Annotated in this window: 15 protein-coding genes; 6 read left to right on the top strand and 9 right to left on the bottom strand. The window is 68.3% G+C overall.

Translation table 11 applies throughout. The features are described from left to right. Nucleotides 1-41 precede the first annotated feature (41 nt). The 3 genes from AC3FJ6_RS11380 to AC3FJ6_RS11370 all read right to left on the bottom strand — a co-directional run bounded on the left by AC3FJ6_RS11380 (nt 42) and on the right by AC3FJ6_RS11370 (nt 3416). Entirely contained in the window at nt 42-1058 is a 1017-nt protein-coding gene (locus AC3FJ6_RS11380; protein WP_400394522.1) for a Bug family tripartite tricarboxylate transporter substrate binding protein, read from the bottom strand. A 54-nt stretch (nt 1059-1112) separates the two neighbouring features. Beyond that, nucleotides 1113-2726: a rhodanese-like domain-containing protein gene (locus AC3FJ6_RS11375; protein ID WP_488771952.1), complete on the bottom strand. Its 1614-nt coding sequence runs from the start codon at nt 2724-2726 to the stop codon at nt 1113-1115. A 102-nt stretch (nt 2727-2828) separates the two neighbouring features. Beyond that, the gene (locus tag AC3FJ6_RS11370) at nt 2829-3416 is read right to left on the bottom strand and encodes a cysteine dioxygenase family protein (protein WP_488771951.1); all 588 of its coding nucleotides are present in this window, start codon (nt 3414-3416) and stop codon (nt 2829-2831) included. A gap of 125 nt (nt 3417-3541) precedes the next feature. Between AC3FJ6_RS11370 and AC3FJ6_RS11365 the strand changes: the two genes are divergently transcribed. The 4 genes from AC3FJ6_RS11365 (at nt 3542) to surE (ending at nt 7210) form a co-directional block, all read left to right on the top strand. Continuing rightward, entirely contained in the window at nt 3542-4408 is an 867-nt protein-coding gene (locus AC3FJ6_RS11365) for a LysR substrate-binding domain-containing protein (protein WP_153945989.1), read from the top strand. 232 nt (nt 4409-4640) lie between these two features. After that, on the top strand, nt 4641-5648 hold the full coding sequence (locus AC3FJ6_RS11360; protein ID WP_488771950.1) for a cytochrome-c peroxidase: 1008 nt from the start codon (nt 4641-4643) through the stop codon (nt 5646-5648). A gap of 229 nt (nt 5649-5877) precedes the next feature. Beyond that, complete coding sequence (locus AC3FJ6_RS11355; RefSeq protein WP_488771949.1) at nt 5878-6285, top strand: hypothetical protein; 408 nt, start codon at nt 5878-5880, stop codon at nt 6283-6285. A 139-nt stretch (nt 6286-6424) separates the two neighbouring features. After that, entirely contained in the window at nt 6425-7210 is a 786-nt protein-coding gene (gene surE / locus AC3FJ6_RS11350; protein ID WP_488771948.1) for a 5'/3'-nucleotidase SurE, read from the top strand. 9 nt (nt 7211-7219) lie between these two features. Here the strand turns inward: surE and treY are convergent, their stop codons facing one another. From treY to AC3FJ6_RS11330, 4 genes are all read right to left on the bottom strand, one after another. After that, nucleotides 7220-9880, bottom strand: coding sequence for a malto-oligosyltrehalose synthase (gene treY, locus AC3FJ6_RS11345; RefSeq protein ID WP_488771947.1), 2661 nt, complete (start codon nt 9878-9880; stop codon nt 7220-7222). A gap of 7 nt (nt 9881-9887) precedes the next feature. Next, complete coding sequence (gene treZ, locus AC3FJ6_RS11340) at nt 9888-11837, bottom strand: malto-oligosyltrehalose trehalohydrolase (protein WP_488772361.1); 1950 nt, start codon at nt 11835-11837, stop codon at nt 9888-9890. A 66-nt stretch (nt 11838-11903) separates the two neighbouring features. Then, complete coding sequence (gene glgA / locus AC3FJ6_RS11335) at nt 11904-13520, bottom strand: glycogen synthase GlgA (protein ID WP_488771946.1); 1617 nt, start codon at nt 13518-13520, stop codon at nt 11904-11906. Between the two features lie 321 nt (nt 13521-13841). Beyond that, nucleotides 13842-16352 (bottom strand): glycogen/starch/alpha-glucan phosphorylase, encoded by a 2511-nt coding sequence (locus tag AC3FJ6_RS11330; protein ID WP_488772360.1) that lies wholly within the window; start codon nt 16350-16352, stop codon nt 13842-13844. A 258-nt stretch (nt 16353-16610) separates the two neighbouring features. Between AC3FJ6_RS11330 and AC3FJ6_RS11325 the strand changes: the two genes are divergently transcribed. Then, the gene (locus AC3FJ6_RS11325; RefSeq protein ID WP_153945994.1) at nt 16611-16772 is read left to right on the top strand and encodes a hypothetical protein; all 162 of its coding nucleotides are present in this window, start codon (nt 16611-16613) and stop codon (nt 16770-16772) included. A 126-nt stretch (nt 16773-16898) separates the two neighbouring features. Further along, on the top strand, nt 16899-18818 hold the full coding sequence (locus AC3FJ6_RS11320; RefSeq protein ID WP_488771945.1) for a hybrid sensor histidine kinase/response regulator: 1920 nt from the start codon (nt 16899-16901) through the stop codon (nt 18816-18818). Nucleotides 18819-18822: 4 nt separating this feature from the next. Here the strand turns inward: AC3FJ6_RS11320 and malQ are convergent, their stop codons facing one another. Beyond that, nucleotides 18823-21093 carry a 4-alpha-glucanotransferase gene (malQ, locus tag AC3FJ6_RS11315; RefSeq protein ID WP_488771944.1) on the bottom strand — a complete coding sequence of 757 codons (2271 nt, stop codon included), beginning with the start codon at nt 21091-21093 and terminating at the stop codon, nt 18823-18825. Beyond that, entirely contained in the window at nt 21090-23237 is a 2148-nt protein-coding gene (gene glgX, locus AC3FJ6_RS11310) for a glycogen debranching protein GlgX (protein WP_488771943.1), read from the bottom strand. Before glgX ends, malQ begins: the two co-directional genes overlap by 4 nt. Between the last annotated feature and the right edge of the window lie 64 nt (nt 23238-23301).

The raw sequence follows: 23301 nt of genomic DNA, 5'->3' as shown, positions 1-23301 counted from the left end.
TTGTGTGAGGGGGTCGCAAGGCGCGTGCCTGCACCGGTCGATCAGTCCACGTGCGCGCCGGACAGCTTGACGATCTGCGACCAGCGGGCAATGTCCTGCTTCATCTGCGCGGCAAATGCCTCGGAGCTGTTGGCCACCACGTCGCTGCCGCCTTCGTTGATGGTCTTCACCACCTCGGGCATCTGCAGCACCTGCACGATGGCGCGGTTCAGCAGCGCAACGCGTTCCGGCGACGTGCCAGCCGGTACGAAGAAGCCGTACCAGTCCTCGAAGCGTGCATTGCGATAGCCCAGCTCTTCAAGAGTCGGCACCTTGGTGAATACCCCGAGACGGCGCGGGCTGGTGACGGCCAGCGCACGCATGCGGCCGGTCTGGATGAAACTGGACACCGACGACGTGGACGTGATCAGCACGTCCACCTGCCCGCCAAGCAGGTCGTTGATGGCCGGACCCGCGCCCTTGTAGGGCACATGCTGGAGCGAAACCTGGCTGTCCTTGTCAAGCACCACGCCCACCAGGTGCGACAGCGTGCCGTTGCCGGGCGTGGCGAACGTGATCCGGTTCGGCTGCGCCTTGGCCTGCGCGGCCAGTTCCTCGAAGGTCTTCCACGGGGCGTTGGCCGATACCACGATGGCCAGCGGCGCCGCGTTGATCTGCGTGACCGGGATGAACTGCTTGACCGGATCGAAGCCAGGCGCGCGGTACAGCGTTGGGTTGACGGCCATGATCGACACCTGCGAGGTCAGCACCGTATAGCCGTCGGGCTTGGCCTCGGCCACGTAGCGCGTGCCGATGTTGCCGCCCGCGCCGCCCCGGTTGTCGGTCACGGCGCTCTGGCCCAGTACCTGCGACAGCCGCGTGGCCACCACGCGGGTCACGGCATCGTTGCCGCCGCCGGCCGGGAACGGCGAGACGATCCGCAGCGGCTGCGACGGAAATCCGTTGACGGGTGCCATGGGCTGCTGCGCCGTGGCGGCGGCGGACAGCGTGACGGTGCATACGGCAACCAGGTACTGCGCAAGACGTGACGACAGGCGGGATGACATCGGACGGGACATGGGGGCGACCTCGTTCTTCTATGGCAGGTGGAAAGTGAATGGCGCGGGTGGCAATCAGCCGGCAGGCGGGAAGCGGAACGTGGCCAGTTCCTGCGCGTCGAGCTGGGCGATCAGGCCCGTTTCCCAGGCCAGGTACTGGCGCGCGGCGGCCTTGTTGCCGTCGTGGCGGTCATGGACGAAAAACAGGTAGTCGATGCAGCGCGCGTCGGGCAGCGTGTCGGCGCCCTGGCGCACCGCATGGCCGGCATCGCGCCAGGCGGCAAAGCCGCCCTGCAGCCGGCGCAGATCGCGGAAGCCCAGCGCGCGCAGATCGGCCACGGCCAGCTCGGCGGGATCGTCGCCATCGGCATCGCCGATCAGCACCAGCGTGGTGTCGTGCGGCACGCCGCGCAGGTCCTGCGCCAGGCGGGACCGGATGGACCAGCGCGCCCCGGCGACATGCCCGGCGCGGTAGGCCATGCTGCCGCGCAGGTCCAGCGCCAGCATCGACTGGTCGGCCAGGCCCGCTGCCAGCTGCGCGGCGGATGTGCCCGGCAGTGCGGTCACTTCATGGGTCGGACCCTGGGCGGCGCGTACGCCGGCGGCCTGGCCGGCCTGCAGGCCGCCTTCGAGCACCACGGCGTCATGGCCCATCTGGCGCAGCCAGCTGGCCACCACCGGGGCGCGCACACCTTCGGCATCGAACAGCACCAGCCGGGCGCGGCGGATGCCGACGTACTGGTCGGTGGCCTGGATCAACTGGCCGCCGGGCGTGTGCTGTGCGCCGGGCAGCGTCTGGGCGGCGAATTCCTCGGCGGTGCGCACGTCGCACAGGAATGTGGTGCGCGTCGTGTCAGCCAGCCATGCCTGGGCCTGGGCGGCGTCGATGTGGGGGACGTCGAAGCGTTGCGTCAGCGCCTGGGCGGCGCGGCGGGCCGCGTCGATGTCCTGCGGCAGGCCATTGTCCGGATAACGCGCGGTGCCGCCGTGTTCGAGCGGGAAATCATTCAGGTACCAGCCCTGCGTGCCGTTTTCGAGCGCGTAGACAGGATTGGCGACGCCAAAGTTGATCAAGGACTGGGCGCCGATGATGCTGCGCGTGCGGCCCGCGCAGTTGATGACGATCGGGGTGGTGCTGTCGGGCACCAGGTCGCGCAGGCGATAGGCCAGCTCGCCGTTGGGGCAGCAGATCGCGCCCGGAATGTTCATCTTGCGGAATTCGCTGGCCGGGCGTCCGTCGAGCACGACCGGCGCCTGGGGGCCTGCCTGCATCGCGGCCAGTTCCTGTGCGGTCACGCGCGGCGTGTGGTAGTGGTGCTCGGCCAGTTCGCCGAAGGTCTTGGACGGAACATTGACGCCCGCAAACAGCGTATAGCCGGCGGCGCGCCAGGCCGGCATGCCGCCGTCGAGCACGAAAAGGTTCGTATAATCGAGCGATGCCAGCGCCGCCGCGGCAGCCTGCGCCACGCCATCGCCGTCATCGGCCAGCACGATGCGGGCATCGGTACGCGGGGCCAGCCGGCCGACATCGAGTTCCAGCCGGCTGTAGGGCATCGGCACGGCATAGAACGGATGGCCCTCGCCATACTGGCCGTGCTCGCGGACGTCGAACAGCGCGATTTCGTCGGCATCGTGCAGCCAGCCCTTCAGGGTGACGGCATCGACGGCGGTGTAGGTGGGCTGTGTCATGAATGTTGGGCAAAAAGGGGGCCGTCCTCGCCGCAGGAGCGAGGAGTCGGCTTCGATTCAGGAGTTGTCGGGGCGCGCTCGGCGGCCCCGGTCAGGTGTGGCTTAGCGGCGGGTCTGGACGCCCATGTTCATGATCTGGCAGCGTCCGGTCTCGAGGTCGAACGTCAGCCGGTCGGTCAGCGTTTCGAGCGCGCGCCCGTACATGTGCAGGTGACGGATGACGGCATCGCCACGGATTTCCACCGAATGGATGTCGTCGGGCAGCAGGGCGATGCCGTGGCGCGGGCCCACTTCCACGGTGTGCGAATGTTCCAGCGTGCCCACGCCGGCCTGGCTGCCGTCGTCGGTGCGCACGTAGACGTCGTTGACCTCTATGCCGCTCACGCCGGCCACGCAGGCCCAGGTGGTGTGGTTGTGCGGTGGAATACGCTTGCCGGGCCGCATGACGTTCAGGTACAGCGCGTAGGTCTGGTCCGGGTCTTCGGCAATCAGGTAGCGGGCCTGACGCTCGTTGGCCTCGGGCGGCGGATAGTCGGCTTCATTCCACAGTTCGGTGCGGGCGGCCAGGTCTTCCACCAGGGGCAGCACTTCAGCCAGGCTGGCGCGGGTCACGCCGCCCTTGTCTACAATGTTTCTAATGGATTCGATGGTGTCGCCAACGGCGGACTGGCGCTGTGCTGCGAGGGACATGGTGCGATCAATCCTTGCAATCTCTGTTTTTCGGGGGTAGAACGGTGCTTCGTGTTTCACTGTAATGAACACCCGTTCTGAAAACCACTTAATGCGCGACGAAAATCCATTAGCGCCGCTAATGAATGCGAAACCTTGACCTCGACCTGCTGCGCACGCTGGTAGCCATTGCCGATCACGATACGTTCGGGGCTGCCGCCGAGGCCGTGCAGCGTACCCAGTCGGCGGTGACCCAGCAGATGCAGCGGCTGGAAGAGCAACTCGATCTGCCGCTGTTCGAGCGGCAGGGCCGCAGCAAGCAGTTCACGCGGCATGGCAAGAAGCTGCTCGAGTATGCGCGGCAGCTCCTCAGCACCAACGACGAGGCGCTGCGGGTGTTGCGCGAGGGGGACCTTACGGGTTCGCTGCGCATTGGTGCGCCGCACGATGTGGCCGACACCATCCTGCCGGTGCTGCTGTCGCATATTGCGCGGTCGTCGCCGGCCTTGCGGCTGGAGATCCATGTCGGCCGCAGCCCCTTTCTGATGGAGTCGCTGCGGCGCGGTGAAATCGACCTGACCGTTTCCACGCGCGAGGACAGCGCGCTCGAAGGTATCGTGCTGCGTACCACGCCCACCATCTGGGTCTGTGCGGCCGATTTTGTCTATGAGCGTGGCACGGCGGTGCCGCTGATCCTCGCCGACGAGCCAAGCCTGTTCCGCAAGCTGTCGCTGGAATCGCTGACGCAGGCCGGCGTGCCGTGGCGCATCGCCTATCTGGCCCCGAGCCTGATCGGCATCAAGGCGGCGTTGCGCGCCGGCCTGGGTATCACGGCGCGCAGCATCGACCTGCTGCAGGCCGACATGCGCATCCTTGGCGAAAGCGATGGCCTGCCACGGCTGCCCGATGTCACGTACTACCTGTGGGCGCGTCCCAATGCGGTCAATCCTGTGGCGCGACATGTCTTCTCGATGCTCAAAACGGCCTTGCAGCGCGGCCTGGCCAGCGCCTGATGCTGGCCGCTGCCGCGAATTCCCAAAGGGCAAAGACGAGATCGTAGGGCGCGCGCAACACTGCGCCAACGAAGAAGATCGTGTATGGATATGCGAGGGCACCTTTCCGTCGGCTTTCAGGGCGGCATTGACGCCCGTCAGGGTAAGCCACAGGCCATGGGAGCCTAATCCGAGAGCCCGTTCCAATGCATCGTTGATGCCGGAGCGGTTCAAAGAAATTCGGAGTCCTCCCATGAAGCTCAGACAATTCCTACCAACACTGCTGTGGATCACGGCATCGATTGCCGCCGGCGTGGCGTCCGCCACGTCGCAGCCGGCCGAACCCGTACAGCCCATCGAACCCGCGAAGATCAAGGACCCGGCCCGCGTGGCCCTGGGCGCAAAGCTCTGGTTCGATCCGCGCCTGTCGCGCTCGGGCTTCATCTCGTGCAATTCGTGCCACAACCTCAGCATGGGGGGCTCGGACAACCTGAAGACGTCGATTGGCGACAAATGGAACAAGGGGCTGCTCAATTCGCCCACCGTCCTCAATTCGAGCCTGAACTTCGTACAGTTCTGGGACGGCCGCGCCAAGGACCTGCAGGAGCAGGCGCACGGGCCGATTGCCAATCCGATCGAGATGGCTTTTACGCATGACCTGGCCGTCGACACCGTGAAGTCCATTCCCGAATACCGGGCCGAGTTTCGCAAGGTGTTCCCATCCGGCAAGCTGACGATGAACGAGATCACGCTGGCCATCGCCGCGTTCGAAGAGACGCTGGTCACGCCGAATGCCCGCTTCGACAAATGGCTGAAAGGCAACAAGACGGCCATCGACGCGCAGGAACTGCGCGGCTACCAGCTGTTCAAGTCGTCCGGCTGCGTGGCCTGCCACAACGGTCCGAACCTTGGCGGCGGGTCGTTCCAGAAGATGGGCCTGATCGAGCCGTACAAGACGAAAAACCCGTCCGAAGGCCGGGCCGGCGTGACGGGGAAGGACGCCGACCGCTTCAGCTTCAAGGTGCCCACGCTGCGCAACGTGGCATTGACCTATCCGTACTTCCACGACGGCGAGGCGGCGACGCTGACCGAGGCGGTGGACGTGATGGGGCGTCTGCAACTCGGCCGCAAGTTCACGGCCGAGGAAAACGCCGATATTGTGGCCTTCCTGCATACGCTAACGGGCGATCAGCCGCGCCTGACGCTGCCCATCCTGCCGCCTTCGAACGACAAGACGCCGAAGCCGCGTCCGTTCGAATAACGGGTCAGTCGCTGCCGCCGTGCCGTGCCGTGTGCGGGGCAGCGACGAAAGCCAACTGAAAGCCCATGGAAAGCTGCCGGAAAGAAATGCGATCCATGGACAACCTGCCCGGCATTCCGTTCGGCGGAATAGCTGGAATTCACTGTTGCGAGAAACGCGTATTGCGGCGCGTCAAATATCCCCTATCTTTGCACCACTGTCGTTCAGATTTTGACCAGGAGGTGCTGAGATGAACAACACGACCCTCGACGCAGGACTTCAGTCCTTCCGCACGCAGGCCAATGACGATGCCGTCACGGCCATCCATCATCAGGACATTGTTGCCGCGTTCACCGCCCAGCCGGCGGCTTCGCCGGTTGCCGTGCTGCACATGCTCTATCCGCGTACGGACGCCCGCACGCATCGCAGTCTCGATCATCTGGTCGGCGCGCTGCACAACCACGGGCTGCACGAGGTGGCCACGCTGGTGGAACGCGAGGCGCACTATCTGGTCTTCAAGGACCCCGTGCAGGCGTGGCGTGCACTGCATGAAATCCGTCACGATTCGCTGGCCATCGGCGTCCATCTCTACTATCGCGGCGCGACCGGCGACGCGGCAGAGCGGGCACTCGACAGCGACGCGCACCGCCTGCACTAAGACTGCGACGGCCATGCCCGCATCCGGCGATGCGGGCTTTTTTGCGTGCAACGAGGCATCCCTGGCCATCGCAGCCACGGGAGCGGGCATGGTTGCGATACAGTAGGGGCCGTTCATTCGTCCTCCAAAGAGCGTCCCCATGTCCGATTTCGTAGTCGACCGTGTGCTGCTGACCAATGACGATGGCATCGAGGCGCCCGGCCTTGCCGTGCTGGAGCAGGTGGCGGCCACGCTGGCCCGTGAGGTGTGGATCGTCGCCCCGGATCACGACCAGAGCGGCACGTCGCACTCGATCAGCCTGCACGCGCCGCTGCGCGTGACCGGACATGGGCCGCGCCGCTTCGGCGTCAGCGGCACGCCGGGTGACTGCGTGGTGATGGCGGCGCGCCATCTCATGCGCGACGCGCCGCCCGATCTGGTGCTGTCCGGCATCAACCGGGGCGGCAACCTCGGGCTGGAAACCGTGTTCTCCGGCACGGTGGGCGCCGCCATGACTGGCATGCTGCTCGGCATCCGTTCCATCGCGCTGAGCCAGGTGTTCACCGATCGCGATGCGGTGAAATGGCAGACGTCGCGCGCGCTGGCGCCGGATGTGATCCGCCGCCTGCTGGCGACAGGCTGGTCGGACGGGGCGTGCCTGAACGTGAATTTTCCCGATGTGGAAGCGGAGCAGGCCGGCCCGCTGGTGGTGTCGCGCCAGGGCATGGGGCTCGTCAAGGCCATCGACGTGCGCGCGCATGTGGACCCGCGCGGCATTCCGTACCACTGGCTCCAGTTCTCGCGTGGCCCCCGGCCCGATGTGGACGATGCCGAAGCGATGGTGGTGGGGCGGGGCGCGGTGTCGGTCACGCCGCTGCGCTTCGAGCGCACCGACGACGAAGCGGCCGCGCAACTGGCCACGCAACTGGCCGCCGCCCTCGGTTAGCACCTGGCGTCAGCGTCGCACCAGCAGCGCCACGGGCAGCGTGGCGAATACGTCCCTGGCGCGCAGCCATCCCGCGTGCGATGTCACGGCATGACCGGTCAGGATGTCGGTCCAGCCGTCGCCGTTACTGATGCCGCTACCGACGCCGCTACCGCTCGCGCCGCCGCCATCACCCGTATGCAGGCCCGTATCGTGCCAGCAATGCGGTGGGATACGCGGCAGGGCCGGGTCCACATGGCGCGCGGCGAGCCGGGTCACGGCCACCACGGCTTCCACGTTGCCGCACTGTCGTGCGAACGCCAGCACGGACCCGGCCAGATCGCCGCTCACGGACACCGCACGGTAGCAGCCCCGGTCGAACAGCGCCGGGTTATCGCGTCGAAAAGCCAGCACGCTGCGGATCAGTTGCTGCTTGATGCGGCCGTCGCGCCAGTGCGCAAGCCAGTGCGACCAGCCCGCGCGGCATTCCAGTTGCGCTTGCAGCCGCGCGTAATCGGGTGCGCGCCGGTTGTCGGGATCGACCAGGCTGAAGTCCCAGGTTTCATTGCCCTGGTAGCGGTCCGGCACCCCGGGCGCGGTCAGCTGCAATAGCGTCTGCGCCAGGCTGTTCAGCGCCGCAGCCGTGCCGATGCGCGCCGCGAAGGCGCCGATGCTCTCCAGCACACTGTCCGGCCCGCCGATGGCCATGGCGGGCAGAAACGCCTCGCATGCGTTCTCGTACTCGCTGTCGGGATGGGTCCAGCTGCCGTGACGCTTGGCCTCGCGAATCGCCTTGCGTTGCCAGGCCAGGATGCGGTCGACGAAGGCGCGCTGGCTTTCCTCGGACGCCAGCGCGCGGGGATCGGCCGGCCACGCGCCCACCAGCGTCTGGTACAGCATCAGGCGGTCGATACCGTCGGGGCCCCGGGGCGATGCCGCCAGCAGCGGCGCCAGATGCGTCTCCCAGCCGGCCACGGCTTCGGCCCATGCCTCGGGCAACTCGCTCAGCACCGCCAGCCGCATCCGCGCATCCTCGCCGCGCTTATGGTCATGGGTGGATACGGCCAGCATGGCGTGCGGCCATGTTTCGGCGCGCACCTGCATCCGCTGGTGAAAGCGTTCGGCTGCAATGGCCAGCGTGCCCGGATCGCTGCCCACCTCGTTGCGGGACAACAGCCGCCCATAGCGGTAGAACGCGGTGTCCTCGGTGGATTTGGCAGCCAGCGCCGGCATCAGTTGCTGGAGTTTGGTGCGAAGCTGCCCGGCGGCGGTGTCGAGCGGGGCGTCGGCGCGCAAGGCGGCCACGATGAAGTCCAGGGCGGCCGATTCGTCCGGCGCCAGGTGGCGGCGCGCGGCTTCGGCGGCTGCCGACACCATGTCGTCGTCGAACGAGCGGTCCCGGTCATCGTCGCCGGGCACGTAGTAGCTGCGGTACACCGGGATGGCCGTCATGAACGCCGACAGCGCATGCTGCAGCGCGTGCGGCGACAGGTCGCGCGTGGCGACGTCGCTGCGTGCCCGCGCAAGCAGCCGCGCGCAGAGCGACGCGACCTCCGTGACCAGGTGGCGGGCCAGTACGCGATGCCGTCCGGCATGGACCTGTTCGGCAAACGAGCGGTCGTCGCCGCTGATCTGCAGCCAGAGCATGTTCAGCGGGGCCACGCCGTGCAGGTCGTGGAGCACCGCGCCCACCTCGTCCATGAAGTCGTAGCCGGTGGTGCCATCCACCTGCCAGTCGCGCGGCAACGGTTCGCGCTCGCCCAGGATCTTCTCGACGACCAGCCAGGGATGCGCGCGCGCCAGCGCGGCAGGCCGGCCGGGCCGCAGGGCGTCCAGGCGCGCGCGTACGCGGCGGCAGTAGCCGGCCGGGTCGGCCAGGCCATCCACATGATCGATGCGCAGCCCGTCGATCCAGCCCTCGCGGTACAGCCGGAACGGCAGCGCGTGCGTGGCCTCGAACACGTCCTCGCACTCCTGGCGCACGCCTACCAGTTCCGTGATCTCGAAGAAGCGGCGCCAGTTCAGCATGGCGGCCCCGGTGCGCCACCACGCCAGCCGGTAGGGCTGGCGCTCCAGCAGCGCGTGCAGTGTGTGCGCGTCGGTGGGCAAGGTTGACCCATCCGGCATCGACAGCGGCAGATCGTGGTCACCGTAGCGCAGCGTCGGCTGGCCATCGCTGCCGCGTTCCACGATCAGCGCGCCCGACTCCAGCGCCTGCCAGTACGGGTCGCCCAGAACCGGCAGCAGCACCTTGCCACGCAGCGCTGGGTCGGGCGATTGCCAGTCGATATCGAAGTAGTGGGCAAACGGGCTGCGTTCGCCCTGCGCCAGCACATCGCGCCACCATGCGTTGTGCGTGGCGTCGGCGGCCATGTGGTTGGGCACGATGTCCAGCACGATGCCCAGGCCGGCATCGCGCGCCTGGCCGGCCAGCGCCACAAAGCCGTCTTCGCCACCGAGCGCCGTGCTGATGCGCGTGCAGTCGGTGACGTCGTAGCCGTGCGTGGACCCCGGCCGCGCTTCGGTGATCGGGGACAGATACAGGTGGCTGATGCCGAGCCCGGCGTAGTAGGGGACCAGCGTAGCGGCATCGGCAAAGGTGAAGCCGGCATGCAGTTGCAGCCGCGCCGTGGCGCGGGGCACGCCGGCATGATCGAGGTCGGCGTGATGCACGTCGGCGGGTGTGGTCATGGCGGTGTCAGGCGGGATGCAGGCAGGTGACGCAGCAGCGTTCGGTCAGGATGCCGGCGTTGAGCGATGCAATGGCGCCTGCCTGGCTGGCATGCAGCATCCGGCCGCCGGCGCAGTCGGCTTCCACGGGCTCGGCGCCAAGGTTGAGCCAGATCGACAGCTGGCTGCCGTCGCCCAGGCGCCAGCGCGCCACCAGCGCGCGGTCGGCCAGTGGCGTGACGCCAATCGGCTGGCAATGGCGCAACCTCGGCACGATCTCGTTGCGGCGGATCGACAGCAGTTCGCCGTAGTAGTGGTTCCACGCGCGGCAATCGCCGTCGGTATCGTCGCAGACCGGACGCGAGGCATCGAACGTCTCCGGCGCGTTCGGGTCGGGGATGCGCGCGGCATGGGCGTCGTCGCGGAAGGCAGACGACGCGGCGAATTCCCGCCGCCTGCCGTCGCGCACCGCCTGGGCCAGTTCCGGCGGATGATCGGTGAAGTAGAGGAAGGGCGTGCGCGCGCCATGCTCCTCGCCCATGAACACCAGCGGAATCTGCGGGCAGAGCAGTTGCAGCGCCACCGCCGCGCGCAGGGCGTCGGGGTCCGCCAGCGTGGTCAGGCGTTCGCCGAACGCACGATTGCCGGTCTGGTCGTGGTTCTGCAGGAACATCACGAAGGCGGTGGGAGGCAGCCCGGCGCTGGGCTGCCCGCGCCGGACCTCGCGGCCCTGCAGCGGGCCATTCTCGTCGCCGCTGCGGTGCGGCGACACTTCGCCCTGCCACGCGAAACCTTCGCCCAGCACCCGTGCCAGGTGATGCAGCGCGGGCGTGCCGATGTCTTTTGCGGCCGTGGCGCCGGGCAGTGCCGACTGATACTCGCGGTAGTACCCGTCATGCTCGCCCGTCAGCAGCACGTGCAGCGCGTGATGGGCGTCGTCGTTCCACTGCGCGTCGTAACCGGCCTGTATCAGCGCCACGTCGTTGTGATCGTTCTCCAGCACCAGATGCACGTGCCGGTCCGGCAGGCATGCGCGCAGTTCCTGCGCCAGCTGGGGTAGCCAGCCCTCATCCTCGATGGCATGCACGGCGTCGAGCCGCAGCCCGTCGAAGCGGAACGATTCCAGCCAGTAGCGCGCGTTCTCGCCAAAGAAGCGGCGGACCTCCGCGCGACGGAAGTCGATGGCCGGCCCCCACGGGGTTTGCCGGTCCGTGCGGAAAAAGGGGCTGGCGTACTGGTGCAGGTAGTTGCCCTCGGGCCCGAAGTGGTTGTACACCACGTCGAGCAGTACCATCATGCCGAGCCCATGGGCGGCGTCGATCAGCGCGCGCAGTTCGTCGGGCGAACCATAGCTGTGCTCGGGAGCAAACGGCAGCACGCCGTCGTAGCCCCAGTTGCGGGCGCCGGGAAACTCCGACAGCGGCATCAGTTCGATGGCGGTGAAGCCCAGCGCCGCCAGGCGGTGCAATTCGGACATCACGCCGGTGTAGCCGCCGCACAGGCCCACGTGAAGCTCGTAGATCACCGCTTCATGCCACGGCCGCCCGCGCCATTCCGTATGCTGCCAGGCGTAGGCCGCGCCGGCCTCCGGCAGGCACAGCACGCTGGCGCCATGCACGTCATCGGCCTGCAGGCGCGAAGCCGGGTCGGGCACGATGGTGCCATCGTCGAGCCGGAACCAGTAACGCACGCCGTGGCAGCAGGGCACCACCGCCTCGAACCAGCCGCGTTTGCCTTCCGTCATCACCACGGGGGCCATGCCAGCGACTTCGAGCCGTATCGCATGGCCCTGCGCGGCGGCGTCTGGCGCCCACAGCCGGAAGCGCACGCGGCCGTCTGCCAGGCGCACCGGGCCGAACCAGTAGCCCTCGGCGGCTTCGTCGCCGCAGGGCAGCAGCCTGGCATCGGCGCCCAGGGTTTGCCAGTTCCGGCGGACCGGCGCGCCGTCACGGGGCGGCGGGGATGGCGTAGCAGTCATCATCTGAGGCTACCTTCGTGCAGGCACATCGCACGTCCAGTTAGGTGGTGGCACGCCGGACGCGGCTCAGGCGGGCGTCGCGGCCGCCCCGGCGTCGGACGGCGAAAGCGCCGGTGCGTCAGAAACTGCCACCGGACGGCGGCCACCGCGCGCCGGCTGTACCGTCGGCGCCGCTGCCACGGCTTCCACGTCCACGACCACCGGCACGTGAGCCAGCGCCGGTGCCAGCGCGCCATACATGGCGAGGTACTGGCGCGCGGGGCCTTCCCAGCCGAAGTCGGTTTGCATGCCGGTACGCTGCAGGGTGCGCCAGTGGCGCTGGCGACCATACCATCCTAGTCCACGGGTCATGGCTGCGCACATCGCCTCAACGGATTCGCCGTCGAAAACAATGCCGTTCGCGCGGGCGGCCGGTGCGGTGCCGTCGCCCACGTCGCGCACGGTGTCGGCCAGGCCACCCACGCGCGACACGATCGGCACGGTGCCATAGCGCATGGCATAGACCGGCGTCAGGCCGAAGGGCTCGAAGCGGCTGCCGTGCAACAGCATGTCGGCGCCCGCGTGCAGCAGGTGCGCATCTTCCTCGCGATAGCCGATGGCCACGCCCACGCGCTGCGGATGGCGCTGGGCCAGTGCGCAAAATGCGGCTTCGAGCCTGGGATCGCCGCAGCCCAGGATCACGAACTGCGCGTCGGTGTGTGTGGCCAGTGCCAGGGCGATCGCGTCGAGCGCCACATCGGCCATCTTCTGGTGCGTCAGGCGGCTGCCCATGGCGATCAACGGGCGGTCGGCATCCACCGGCAGCCCGTGGCGCAACTGCAGGGCGGCCTTGCAGGCGCGCTTGCCCGCCAGGTTGCGCGCGTCGTAGCACTGCGGCAGCAGGCGGTCGGTACGGGGTGACCAGGTGTCGGTATCGACACCGTTCGGAATGGCGCCCAGCACGGCCGCGCGATGCGCCAGCAGGCCGTCCAGCCCATGGCCGAAGTGGGGCGTCAGGATTTCGCGCGCATAGGTATGACTGACCGTGGTGATGCGGTCGGCATAGCGGATGCCGGCTTTCAGGAAGTTGATCTTGCCCCAGAACTCGATGCCATCGGGTGTCAGCGATTCCGGCGGCAGGCCCAGCGGCCCCGCCGCGGCCATGGGAAACACGCCCTGGAAGGCCAGGTTGTGAATCGTGCAGACGGTGGGCGTGTGCAGGCCGCGCGCACGCATCAGCAGCGGCGTCAGCGCCGCGTGCCAGTCGTGCGCATGGACCAGGCTCGGCACCGGCAGCGGCGTCTCGCCCGCCGCGATGGCCGTGGCGGCATGCGCCAGCGCGGCAAATCGCTGGGCGTTGTCGCAGAAGTCGCGGCCGGTGGCGTCAACGTACAGCGATCCCGGCCGGTCGTAGAGCGACTGGCAGTCGAGGAACACCACGCGCACGCCGCTATCCGGCATCTGGCCCTGCAGCAGGCGCGCAGGGCTGTGTCCCGGCGGCAGGGCCATCGGCAGGTGGATCGCGCCAAGGCTGCGCACGTCGCGCGCCGCCGCAATGGCGCGCGGGTAACCGGGCATCAGGATCGTGACATCGGTGCCGCGCTGCAGCAGCGCACGGGCAAGTCCGCCTACCACGTCGGCCAGCCCGCCAGTCTTGGCCAGGGGCTGGGCTTCTGCCGCCACAAACAGGGTGTTCGCGTTCAAGGAAAGACTCCCGCTGGTTTGCCGTTCTGCTGGGATGGGTGGATGCTCCGTGCGGCGCCGCACACAGGGGCCGCAGGACGCAGGGGAACAGCAATGCGAACTTTGTGCCAGCCCCGGCGCAGGCTGGCGTGCCGCGTGACGCCTGAGGCGGCTGGACTGGCGGGACGGGCGCGGCGCAATGCCGATGTATAAGGTGCCGCCACTTTTGTAGAAAGTGCAGCAAGCGGGCCAGACGTCCACCAATCTGCAATCGGTGGATCGGCCCGAGTGGAATGGGGCGGCAGCGCTACCGCGTAGGCTGCCCCCTGTGACGCCGCGCGACTATTGGCAGCGTTCGCTGAAGCCGGCGATGGCATCGCCGGCGCGGCGCTGCCCCTGCACCTGGCCGCTTGACCGCCGCAGCAGGCACACGGGCACCGGATCGACATGCCAGACCCGCTCGCAATACTCGCGGATGGCCCTGTCCGACGAGAACCGGCCGGAGCGCGCCGTGGACAGTACCGACATGCGCTGCCAGCGCGCCGGGTCCGCATAGGCGGCGGAAACATCGCGCTGGCACTGCAGGTACGACGCGAAGTCGGCCATCAGCATGTACGGGTCGTGCTGCAGCAGCCCGTCGAACAGCGGGCGGAACACGGCCGCGTCGCCCTTGGAAAAGAACCCGTGCTGAATCAGGTCCACCACGGCACGCAGTTCGGGGCTCGATTCGTAATACGTGGACGGATGGTAGCCGGCCGCCCGCAGCGCATAGACTTCGGACGCGTTGAGCCCGAACGGGAAGAAGTTGTCCGCGCCAATGGCGTCGCGCAGTTCGATATTGGCCCCGTCCATGGTGCCGATGGTGATGGCCCCGTTCATGGCGAACTTCATGTTGCCGGTGCCCGACGCCTCCTTGCCGGCCAGCGAGATCTGTTCGGACAGGTCCGCCGCGGGGTAGATCTTCTGGCCGTAGGTCACGTTGAAGTTTGGCAGGAAAACCACCTTGAGCCGGTCGCGCACCTGCGGGTCGCGGTTGACCACCTCCGCCACCGACGTGACAAAGCGGATCATCAGCTTGGCATAGTGATAGCCCGGCGCGGCCTTGCCCGCAAACAGGAAGGTGCGCGGCGGGATCTCGGCATGGGGATCGGACTTGATCTGGTGATACAGCGCGATGATGTGCAGCACGGCCAGGTGCTGGCGCTTGTATTCGTGGATGCGCTTGACCATCACATCGAACATCGACGCCGGGTCTACCGTCACGCCCGTGGTGTCGCGGATCAGCTGCGCCAGGTCGCGCTTGTTGTCGCGGCGCACGGCCTGCCACTGGGCCCGGAAGCCGGCGTCGCCGGCGTACGGCTCCAGCGCCTGCAACTGGTCCAGATCCTTGATCCAGCCGTCGCCGATGGCATCGCTGACCAGCCGGGTCAGCCGCGGGTTGGACAGCGCCAACCAGCGCCGGGGTGTGACGCCGTTGGTGATGCTCGTGAATTTCTCCGGCCACATCGCGTAAAAGTCCTGCAGCACGTCCTCGCGCATCAGGCGCGAGTGCAGGTCGGCCACGCCGTTGATGGCGTGGCTGCCCACGCAGGCCAGCCCGGCCATGCGCACGTAGCGGCCGCCCTGCTCGTTCACCAGAGACAGCCGCGCAAGCCGCGATTCGTCGCCATAGAAGCGGATGCGCACTTCGTCCAGGAAGCGCGCGTTGATCTCGTAGATGATTTCCAGGTGGCGCGGCAGCACGCGCCGGAACAGTTCCAGCGGCCACTGTTCCAGTGCCTCGGGCAGCAACGTGTGGTTGGTGTAGGCAAATGCGTTGCGGGTGATGTACCAGGCATCGTCCCAGGTCAGGCCGTGATCGTCCACCAGCAGGCGCATCAGCTCGGCGATGCCCACGGCGGGGTGGGTGTCGTTGAGCTGCACGGCGAACTTCTCGTGGAAGCGGGACACCGGAATGCCGTGCGAGGCCAGCAGGCGCAGCATGTCCTGCAGCGAGCACGCCACGAAGAAGTACTGCTGCTCCAGCCGCAGTTCCTTGCCCTGCTGGGTTTCGTCGTTCGGGTACAGCACCTTGGTCAGGTTTTCCGACGTCACCTTCTTGCTGACGGCGCCCAGGTAGTCGCCCCGATTGAAAGTATGGAAGTCGAACGACTCGGTGGCTTCGGCGCGCCACAGGCGCAGGGTGTTCACGGTGTTGACCCGGTAGCCCAGGATGGGCGAATCGAATGGCACGCCCACCACGGTCTTTTCGGGCACCCAGCGCACGCGGTAGCGGCCCCGGTCGTCGGTGTAGTGCTCGGTGTGACCGCCCAGCCGCACCTGCACCGCCCATTCGGATCGCTGGATCTCCCACGGATTGCCGTGGCGTAGCCAGGTGTCGGTGGTTTCCACCTGTTGTCCGTCGATGATGTTCTGGTGGAAGATGCCGTATTCGTAGCGGATGCCGTAGCCAAGCGCGGGAATTTCCAGCGTGGCCAACGAATCCATGAAGCAGGCGGCCAGCCGGCCGAGGCCGCCGTTGCCCAGCCCCGGTTCTTCCTCGTGCGACAGGATGTCGTCCAGATCGAGGTCCAGCGTGGTCATGGCCGCGCGCACCTCGTCGACGATGCCCAGGTTGACGAGGTTGTTGCCCAGATGCGGGCCCATCAGGAATTCGGCCGACAGGTAGGCCACCGTGCGCGACGGCTGCGTCTGGTAAGTCTCGGCGGTGCTGATCCAGCGTTGCACGAGCCGGTCGCGCACGGTGTGCGCCAGCGCCTGGTAGAGATCGTTGCCGCTGGCATGGCCGGGCAGCTTGCCCTGGGTATAGAACACATGGTCCAGAAAGGCGCGCCGGATGGTGGCGCTGGACATCGCGGTGCGCGTGTCGTCCGGGTTCTCTTGCGCAGTCGTGCTCTGGGTGCCGCGGGTTGCATCGGCGGGGGCCGGCCGCAGCCGGGATGCATCGGTCATCACTTGACTCCTGAACAGATCAACGTGGATCGAGACTTGGTGCTGGTTTCAGGCTACAAAAGAAATGAGGGGGCACCGGGGAATCATTAGTGCCGGTGCTGGTATGGAAACTGCAGCGCAATGAGCCTTCCCATCCTGCGAACCACTGCGAGACGCGCCATGGCTACCCACATCCCGCATGACCCCGTGCGTCGGCCGGACCGCCGGCCCGACCAGAGCCCCGATCACAACAAGGAAAAAGGGGATCAGCCCGCGCGCAACCTGCCGGACAAGCATCCGCCGCCGCCGTCGGTGAGCAGGTCGGCGCGCGAACACGGCTAGCGTTTTTGGCATCCGCTTGTAGTTTTTACAAGCAACGCAGACATGCCGGCCCGCCGGGCCGGCGCGCTGGATGCGGTGACTGCCTCCAAGAAGGGCAGCGGCAACAAGAGAAGAGGGAGCGTACCCATGACCCTGCCGGGTTGCGCATTGCTCAATGCGCTCGATGCGGTCGACGACACCGCGATCTTCGCGCTGGCGGCGGACGGTCGTGTCAGTGCGTGGACCGAGGCCGCGCGGCGCGTGCTGCTGTACACCGCCGACGAGGCAGCCGGTGCGCCGCTGTCGCGTTTTCATCCCGCCACGCAGGACGATCCGGACGACGGGGCCAGCGCCGACCAGCTGCTGGCGACAGCCCGGACGACCGGACGCGCCGAATCCAAGGGCTGGCGCCTGCGCCGCGACGGCAGCGTGTTCTATGCCAGCACGGTGATCGTGGCCCTGCCGGGGCCCGACGGAGGACGCAATGGCGGACCCGAGGCCTTTGGCGTGGTCTACCGCGACATCACGGTCCAGTACGCGGCCGAGGAGCACGCGCGTGCGGTCGAGGCGCGCTGGCACCAACTGCTCGATACGATGGACGACTGTGCCATCTGCGAGCTTGACCCCGAAGGGCAGATCCGAAGCTGGAACGCCGGCGCCCAGGCGCTGTTCGGGTACACCGCGCAGGAGGCCGTGGGGCAGCCGCTGTCGCTGGTGCACCCCCGGGCCGACATGGCGCCGGACACGGTTTCCGATGTGCCATCCGGCCCCCGGCCGGCCGCCAGCACCCCGGGCTTGCTCGATGTCGTGCGGGGCAGCGGCGCATGGTCTGGCGATCAGCGCCTGCAGCGGCATGACGGCACGCTGGTGCAGTGCCATGTCCGCCAGGTATTGCTGCGCGATGCCGCGCAGGGCGTGTCGGGCGTACTGTGGATCGCGCGCGATGTGACCGACGCGGCCCGCCTGGCCGATCTCGATAACGCGGGACGCCGTGTACAGGCGTTCCTTGCCATCCTGGCCCACGAACTGCGCAACCCACTGGCCCCGATCCGCAACGCGGTCGATGTGATCCGGCTGACGCCGGTGGCCGACTCCCGCATCCGCCATTGCGCGGAAATCATCGGCCGGCAACTGCAGTTGCTGACGCGGCTGGTCAGCGACCTGATGGATGTGGGACGCGTGACGTCGGGCAAGCTCAAGGTGCAGCCAGTGCCCCTGCTGTACAACGAGGTGGTTTCCACCGCCATCGAGGCGATGCGCCCCGCGCTGGAGGGTGCCAGCCAGAAGTTCGACGTGTTGCTGCCCGCCGATCCGGTCTTCGTGAACGGCGATGCGGCGCGGCTGGAGCAGGTGCTGTCGAACCTGCTCAGCAACGCCACCAAGTACACGGCGCGCGGCGGCACGGTGACGGTGCGGGTGCGCGCGGACGGCGGCAACGTGGTGACCACGATCAGCGATACCGGGCGCGGCATCGCGCCGGAGGCGCTGGACCGCATCTTCAACCTGTTCGCCCAGGAAGGCGACGAGACCGCGCGCTCCGGGCTGGGTATCGGCCTGGCCCTGGCACGGGCCGTGATCGAGGCGCATGGCGGCGCCATCCAGGCCAGCAGCGCGGGCGAGGGCCATGGCAGCACGTTCACCGTCATGCTGCCCGAGGTGCAGATGGACGGTGCCAGCGTGCCGCGTCCGGGAACGGCTCAGTGTGCGGGCCAGCGCATCCTGATCGTCGATGACAGCGCCGATTCCGCCGACAGCATGGCCGAACTGCTGACCGTGCTCGGCCATCACGCCCAGCCGGTCTACACGGGCATGCGCGCGGTGGAAGCGGCGCGCAGCTTCGCGCCCGACGTGGTGCTGCTGGATCTGGAGATGCCCGACATGAGCGGCTACGAGGTGCTGGATGCGCTGCGCCAGAGCGGTTTGGGGCCGCGCGTGTTTGCCTTGACCGGGCGCAGTTCGCCCGACGACCGGCGCCGCACCGAAGCGGCCGGCTTCGACGCGCACCTGGTCAAGCCGCTGACCGTGGAGGCGCTCTGTCGGGCGCTGACGGACCCGCACGCGCCCTGACGCGTCACGCATCGCTGTCTCCGCTGTCTTCGCCCCCGCTGCCTGCTGGCGCGTCGCCGTCGCGCAGTGCCGCCACCCGCCGCTCCACCGCGGGGCGCGTGAATAGGTCGCGCGGATCGGCGTCCAGTCGCCGTTGCCAGTTTGGATGGCCGGAGACCGTCCCCGGCAGGTTCGGCTGTTCACGCAGCGCCAGCAGGTCTTCCACCGGCACCAGCCGCAGCGGGGTAGCAGTGCGATGCAGCCAGCGCAGCACGGTTTCCACGGGCGCGGTGTCGGCGGGCGGCTCGGCCCCGTGTGCCACGCCTGCGTCGCGCATGGCTTGCCACAGGGCGCTGCGCTCGGCAGCGCGCAGCGCCATCAGGCCGGCTTCGGTCTCGTCGGCGGCCAGCTGGTCCAGCCGGGCGCGCCAGGCAATGTCGCGGCCCGCCCACCAGCCCGCGATGGTCGGCAGGTCGTGCGTGGTTGTGGTGGCGACTGCCAGCACGGGCCAGCGATCGGGCGGCAGGAATGCGGGGCAGGCCGGCCAGGCTGCGGCAGGGGGTTCGCCGGGTGGCGAGTGGGGCGTTTCAGGCCGGGCATCAGCGGCGCCCTCGTCGTCTGCCGCATCGGCCTCGTCCGCCTCGTCCGCCTCTCGGACGAACCACAGCACGTCGATGCCCAGCACGCCACGCGCGGCCAGTGCGGTATCAAGCGTCTCCGGCACCGTGCCAAGGTTCTCGCCGATGATGATCGCGCGGTGCCGCCAGGACTCGATGGCCACCAGGCGCAGCAGGTCGTCGAGCGGATAGGTCAGATACGCGCCAGCGCTGGCGGGCGCCCCTTCGGGCACCAGCCACATGCGCGCCAGACCCAGCACATGGTCGATGCGCAGGCCGCCCGCGTGGGCCAGATTGGCCCGCAGCATCTCGATGAAGGCGGCATAGCCGTTGCGGCGCAGGCCGCGCGGCGAGAATACGGCCACGCCCCAGTCCTGCCCCAGCGGGTTGTACAGGTCCGGCGGGGCGCCGGCGTGGAAGCCGTTGAGGATCTCGGCCTGCCGCGTCCACGCGTGGCTGCCGCCGGGGTCGGTGCCGACGGCAAGGTCTGCAATCACGCCAATCGCCATGCCGGCCGCGCGCGCACGCTGCTGCGCGTCGTTCAGGCCATCGGCGGCCAGCCATTGCAGGAAGGCGTGATAGCCGATGGCGTCGGCGGCGCTTGTCGCGATGGCAGCGGCTGCCGCGCCATCGGGGTGGCGTAGCGACGCCGGCCAGCGTCGCCAGTCGGCGGCGTCGCGGGCGGCGTCACCGTCGGCTGCGGCGGCCAGCCGCTCGGCCTGGATGGTTTCGAACGTCGCGTGCGCCAGCAATGCCTTGCCGCCGCGCGCGCGAAAAGCGGCTAATGCCTGCTTCTGCACAGCGGAAAGCAAGGTGTCGTGATGCTGCCAGAGCCAGTGCAGCAAGCGCAGCCGCACCTGGGCAACGGCCGGCCAGTCGATCTCGGTGCGCCGCTCGGCTTCGGCCAGTGCCGCGCCGATGCCGAGGGTTGCCACCGCGTGGTCCACGGCGGCCTGGCCAAAGATGCGCGCGGGGTCGGCGTAGAGCGGATTGAAAAAGATGCGGCTGGACGGCGAGTACGGGCTGAAACGCTCGGGCAGTGCCGGAAATCCCGCATGCAACGGATTGATGGCGATGGCGTCGGCACCGGCGCCTGCCGCCGCTTCCGCAGTCAGCGACAGCGTGGTCAGGTCGCCAATGCCGCCATCGGCGCCACGCCGTAGCCCGTACAGCTGGACCGACAGCCCCCAGGGTTTGCTTGCCAGCACCGGGCGCGGCGACGCCGCGAGCGCATCGGCCACGCTGAAGCAGCGCGGCGGCGCCACCGCCAGCGTGGTCGACACATCGCCCAGCAGTAGGTGGTGGTAGCCCCATTGCGAGACCGGCGCGATTTGCAGCGTGCCGTCGCCGGTGCGCCGGGCGATGCCCTCGATCGTCGTGCCGTCCTCGCATTCCAGGCGATAAGGCCGCTCCGGCGACGGGTGTGCCCATGGCACGACCACGGGCCTGCCCTGGTCCGCGGTGATCAGCGGCGGCAGCGCGTGCGCCGCGTCGTCGGCAGCCAGCCGGGCGCGCGATGCCTCGCACTCGCCGGCCGTGCCGCAGGGCAGGTCCAGCGCGGTCAGCACCGTGCGCAGGGCTTCCGGCGACAGCGTCTGCGGCTGGTTCCACGCGTCGCGCCAACGCACCTGCAGCCCCGCGCGTTCAGCCAGCCGTTGCAGCGCGTCGTCGTGACTCATCGCGAGGGATCCTCGTCCTTGGGCACCGCGGCGGACAGCAGCGCCAGGCCGCGCGCCGGCACCTTGTACGCGGGACGGCCTTCGTCGTCGAGCGCCACGGGTTCGTCTTCCAGGTCCGGCGCTGTGCTGTCGAACAGCAGATGCCAGTCCTCGCCCGGCGCCGGCATGCGAAAGACCACGTCCTCGTGGCTGGCATTCAGGCACAGCACGATGACCTCCACCTCTTCCTCTGGGCAGTGCGTGGCGCGGCGCAGCGCCAGCGTACGGTCTTCGGGATTGGCCCATTGCTCGCTGGTCAGTTCGTTGCCGTCCGGTCCGAACCAGGCAATATCGGCCAGGCCCGGCGCTGGCTGCGAGCGGCCATGGACGAAGCGGTTCTCGGTCAGTACCGGCAACCGGCGGCGCAGCGCCAGCAGGCGGCTGACCAGCTGGCGCATCGGCGCATTCGAAGGATGGGCGGCATCGTCCCAGTTCAGCCACGACAGCTCGTTGTCCTGGCAGTAGGCGTTGTTGTTGCCCTGCTGGCTGCGTCCCCATTCGTCGCCGGCCGTGATCATCGGCGTGCCTTGCGACAGGAGCAGCGTGGCCATGATGGCGCGTGCCACCCGGGCGCGCGTTTCCAGCACGGCCTCGTCGTCGGTGGGGCCTTCGATGCTGCCGTCCGGGCTCCAGTTGGCGCTGGCGTTGTCGTCGTTGCCGTCGCGGTTGTCCTCGTGGTTGGCCTCGTTGTGCTTGTGCGCATAGCTGACCACGTCGGCCAGCGTGAAGCCGTCGTGCGCGGTGATGAAGTTGACGCTGGCCCACGGCTTGCGGTGGCGGCGGTCGAACAGGTCGGCCGAGCCGGTCAGCCGCGCCGCCAGTTCGCCGCGCTGGCCCGCGTCGCCGCGCCAGAAGCGGCGCACGTTGTCGCGGAACTTGTCGTTCCATTCGGCAAAGCCGGGTGGGTGGTTGCCCACCTGGTAGCCGCCGGGGCCCAGGTCCCAGGGTTCGGAGATCAGCTTCACGCGCGACAGCACCGGGTCTTGCAGGATGGCATCGAAGAAGCCCGACCCCGGGTCGAAGCCGTTGCTTTCGCGGCCCAGCGTGCTGCCCAGGTCGAAGCGGAAGCCGTCCACGTGGAACACTTCCGTCCAGTAGCGCAGCGAGTCCATGACCATCTGCAGCACGCGCGGATGCGACAGGTTCAGCGTGTTGCCGCAGCCGGTGTCGTTGATGTAATGGCGCTCGTCGCCGGGAATCAGCCGGTAGTAGCTGGCATTGTCCAGCCCGCGCCACGACATCGTGGGCCCCAGTTCGTTGCCCTCGCATGTGTGGTTGTAGACCACGTCCAGAATCACTTCGATGCCGGCCGCGTGCAGGCGCCGGATCGCGATCTTCACTTCATGGTGCTGGCGCCCGGACAGGTAGAGCGGCTCGGGAGCAAAGAATGCCAGCGTGTTGTAGCCCCAGTAGTTGCGCAGGCCGCGCTCGATCAGGAAGCGATCCTGCAGGAACGCGTGGACGGGCAGCAGTTCGATCGCCGTGACGCCCAGCTTGAGCAGGTGCTCGATGAAGCGCGGATCGGCCAGCGCGGCAAAGGTGCCGCGGTATTGCGGCAGCACGTCCTCGCGCAGCATCGACACGCCGCGCACATGCACCTCGTAGATCGAGGTCGTGGCCCACGGCTGTTGGGGCGGCCGGTCATCGCCCCAGTTGAAGCTCTCGTCGATGACGACGGCCTTGGGCATCGTCGGCGCGCTGTCGCGGCGGTCGGGCGTGAGGTCGGCGCGCGGGCTGTTGAGGCGGTAGCCAAACAGCGCATCGGACCATCGCACCGGCCCGCTCAGCGCACGGGCGTAGGGGTCAAGCAGCAGCTTGTGCGGGTTGAAGCGGTGGCCGCGCGTGGGTTCGTAGGGCCCGAAGGCGCGGAAGCCGTATTGCAGGCCCGGCTGCGCGTGCGGCAGGTAGCCATGCCAGATTTCGTCGGTACATTCGGGCAGCGCCAGGCGCTGCACTTCCTTGCGCCCGTTTGCCGAGAACAGGCACAGGTCGATGCGGCTGGCGTTCGCGGAGAACACCGCGAAATTGACGCCGAGTCCGTCCCAGTGGGCGCCAAGCGGATACGGCTTGCCGGGCAGCAGGCGATCAACGGTAAGGCTCGCCATGCGTAAAGCTCCTCGTTGTTCTGGTTCTGGTTTTGGTTGTCGGTTGTCGTCATGGCCCGCCGCG

This window comes from Cupriavidus sp. 94F1, from assembly GCF_057798875.1.
This window is presented reverse-complemented; position numbering and strand designations above follow the sequence as displayed.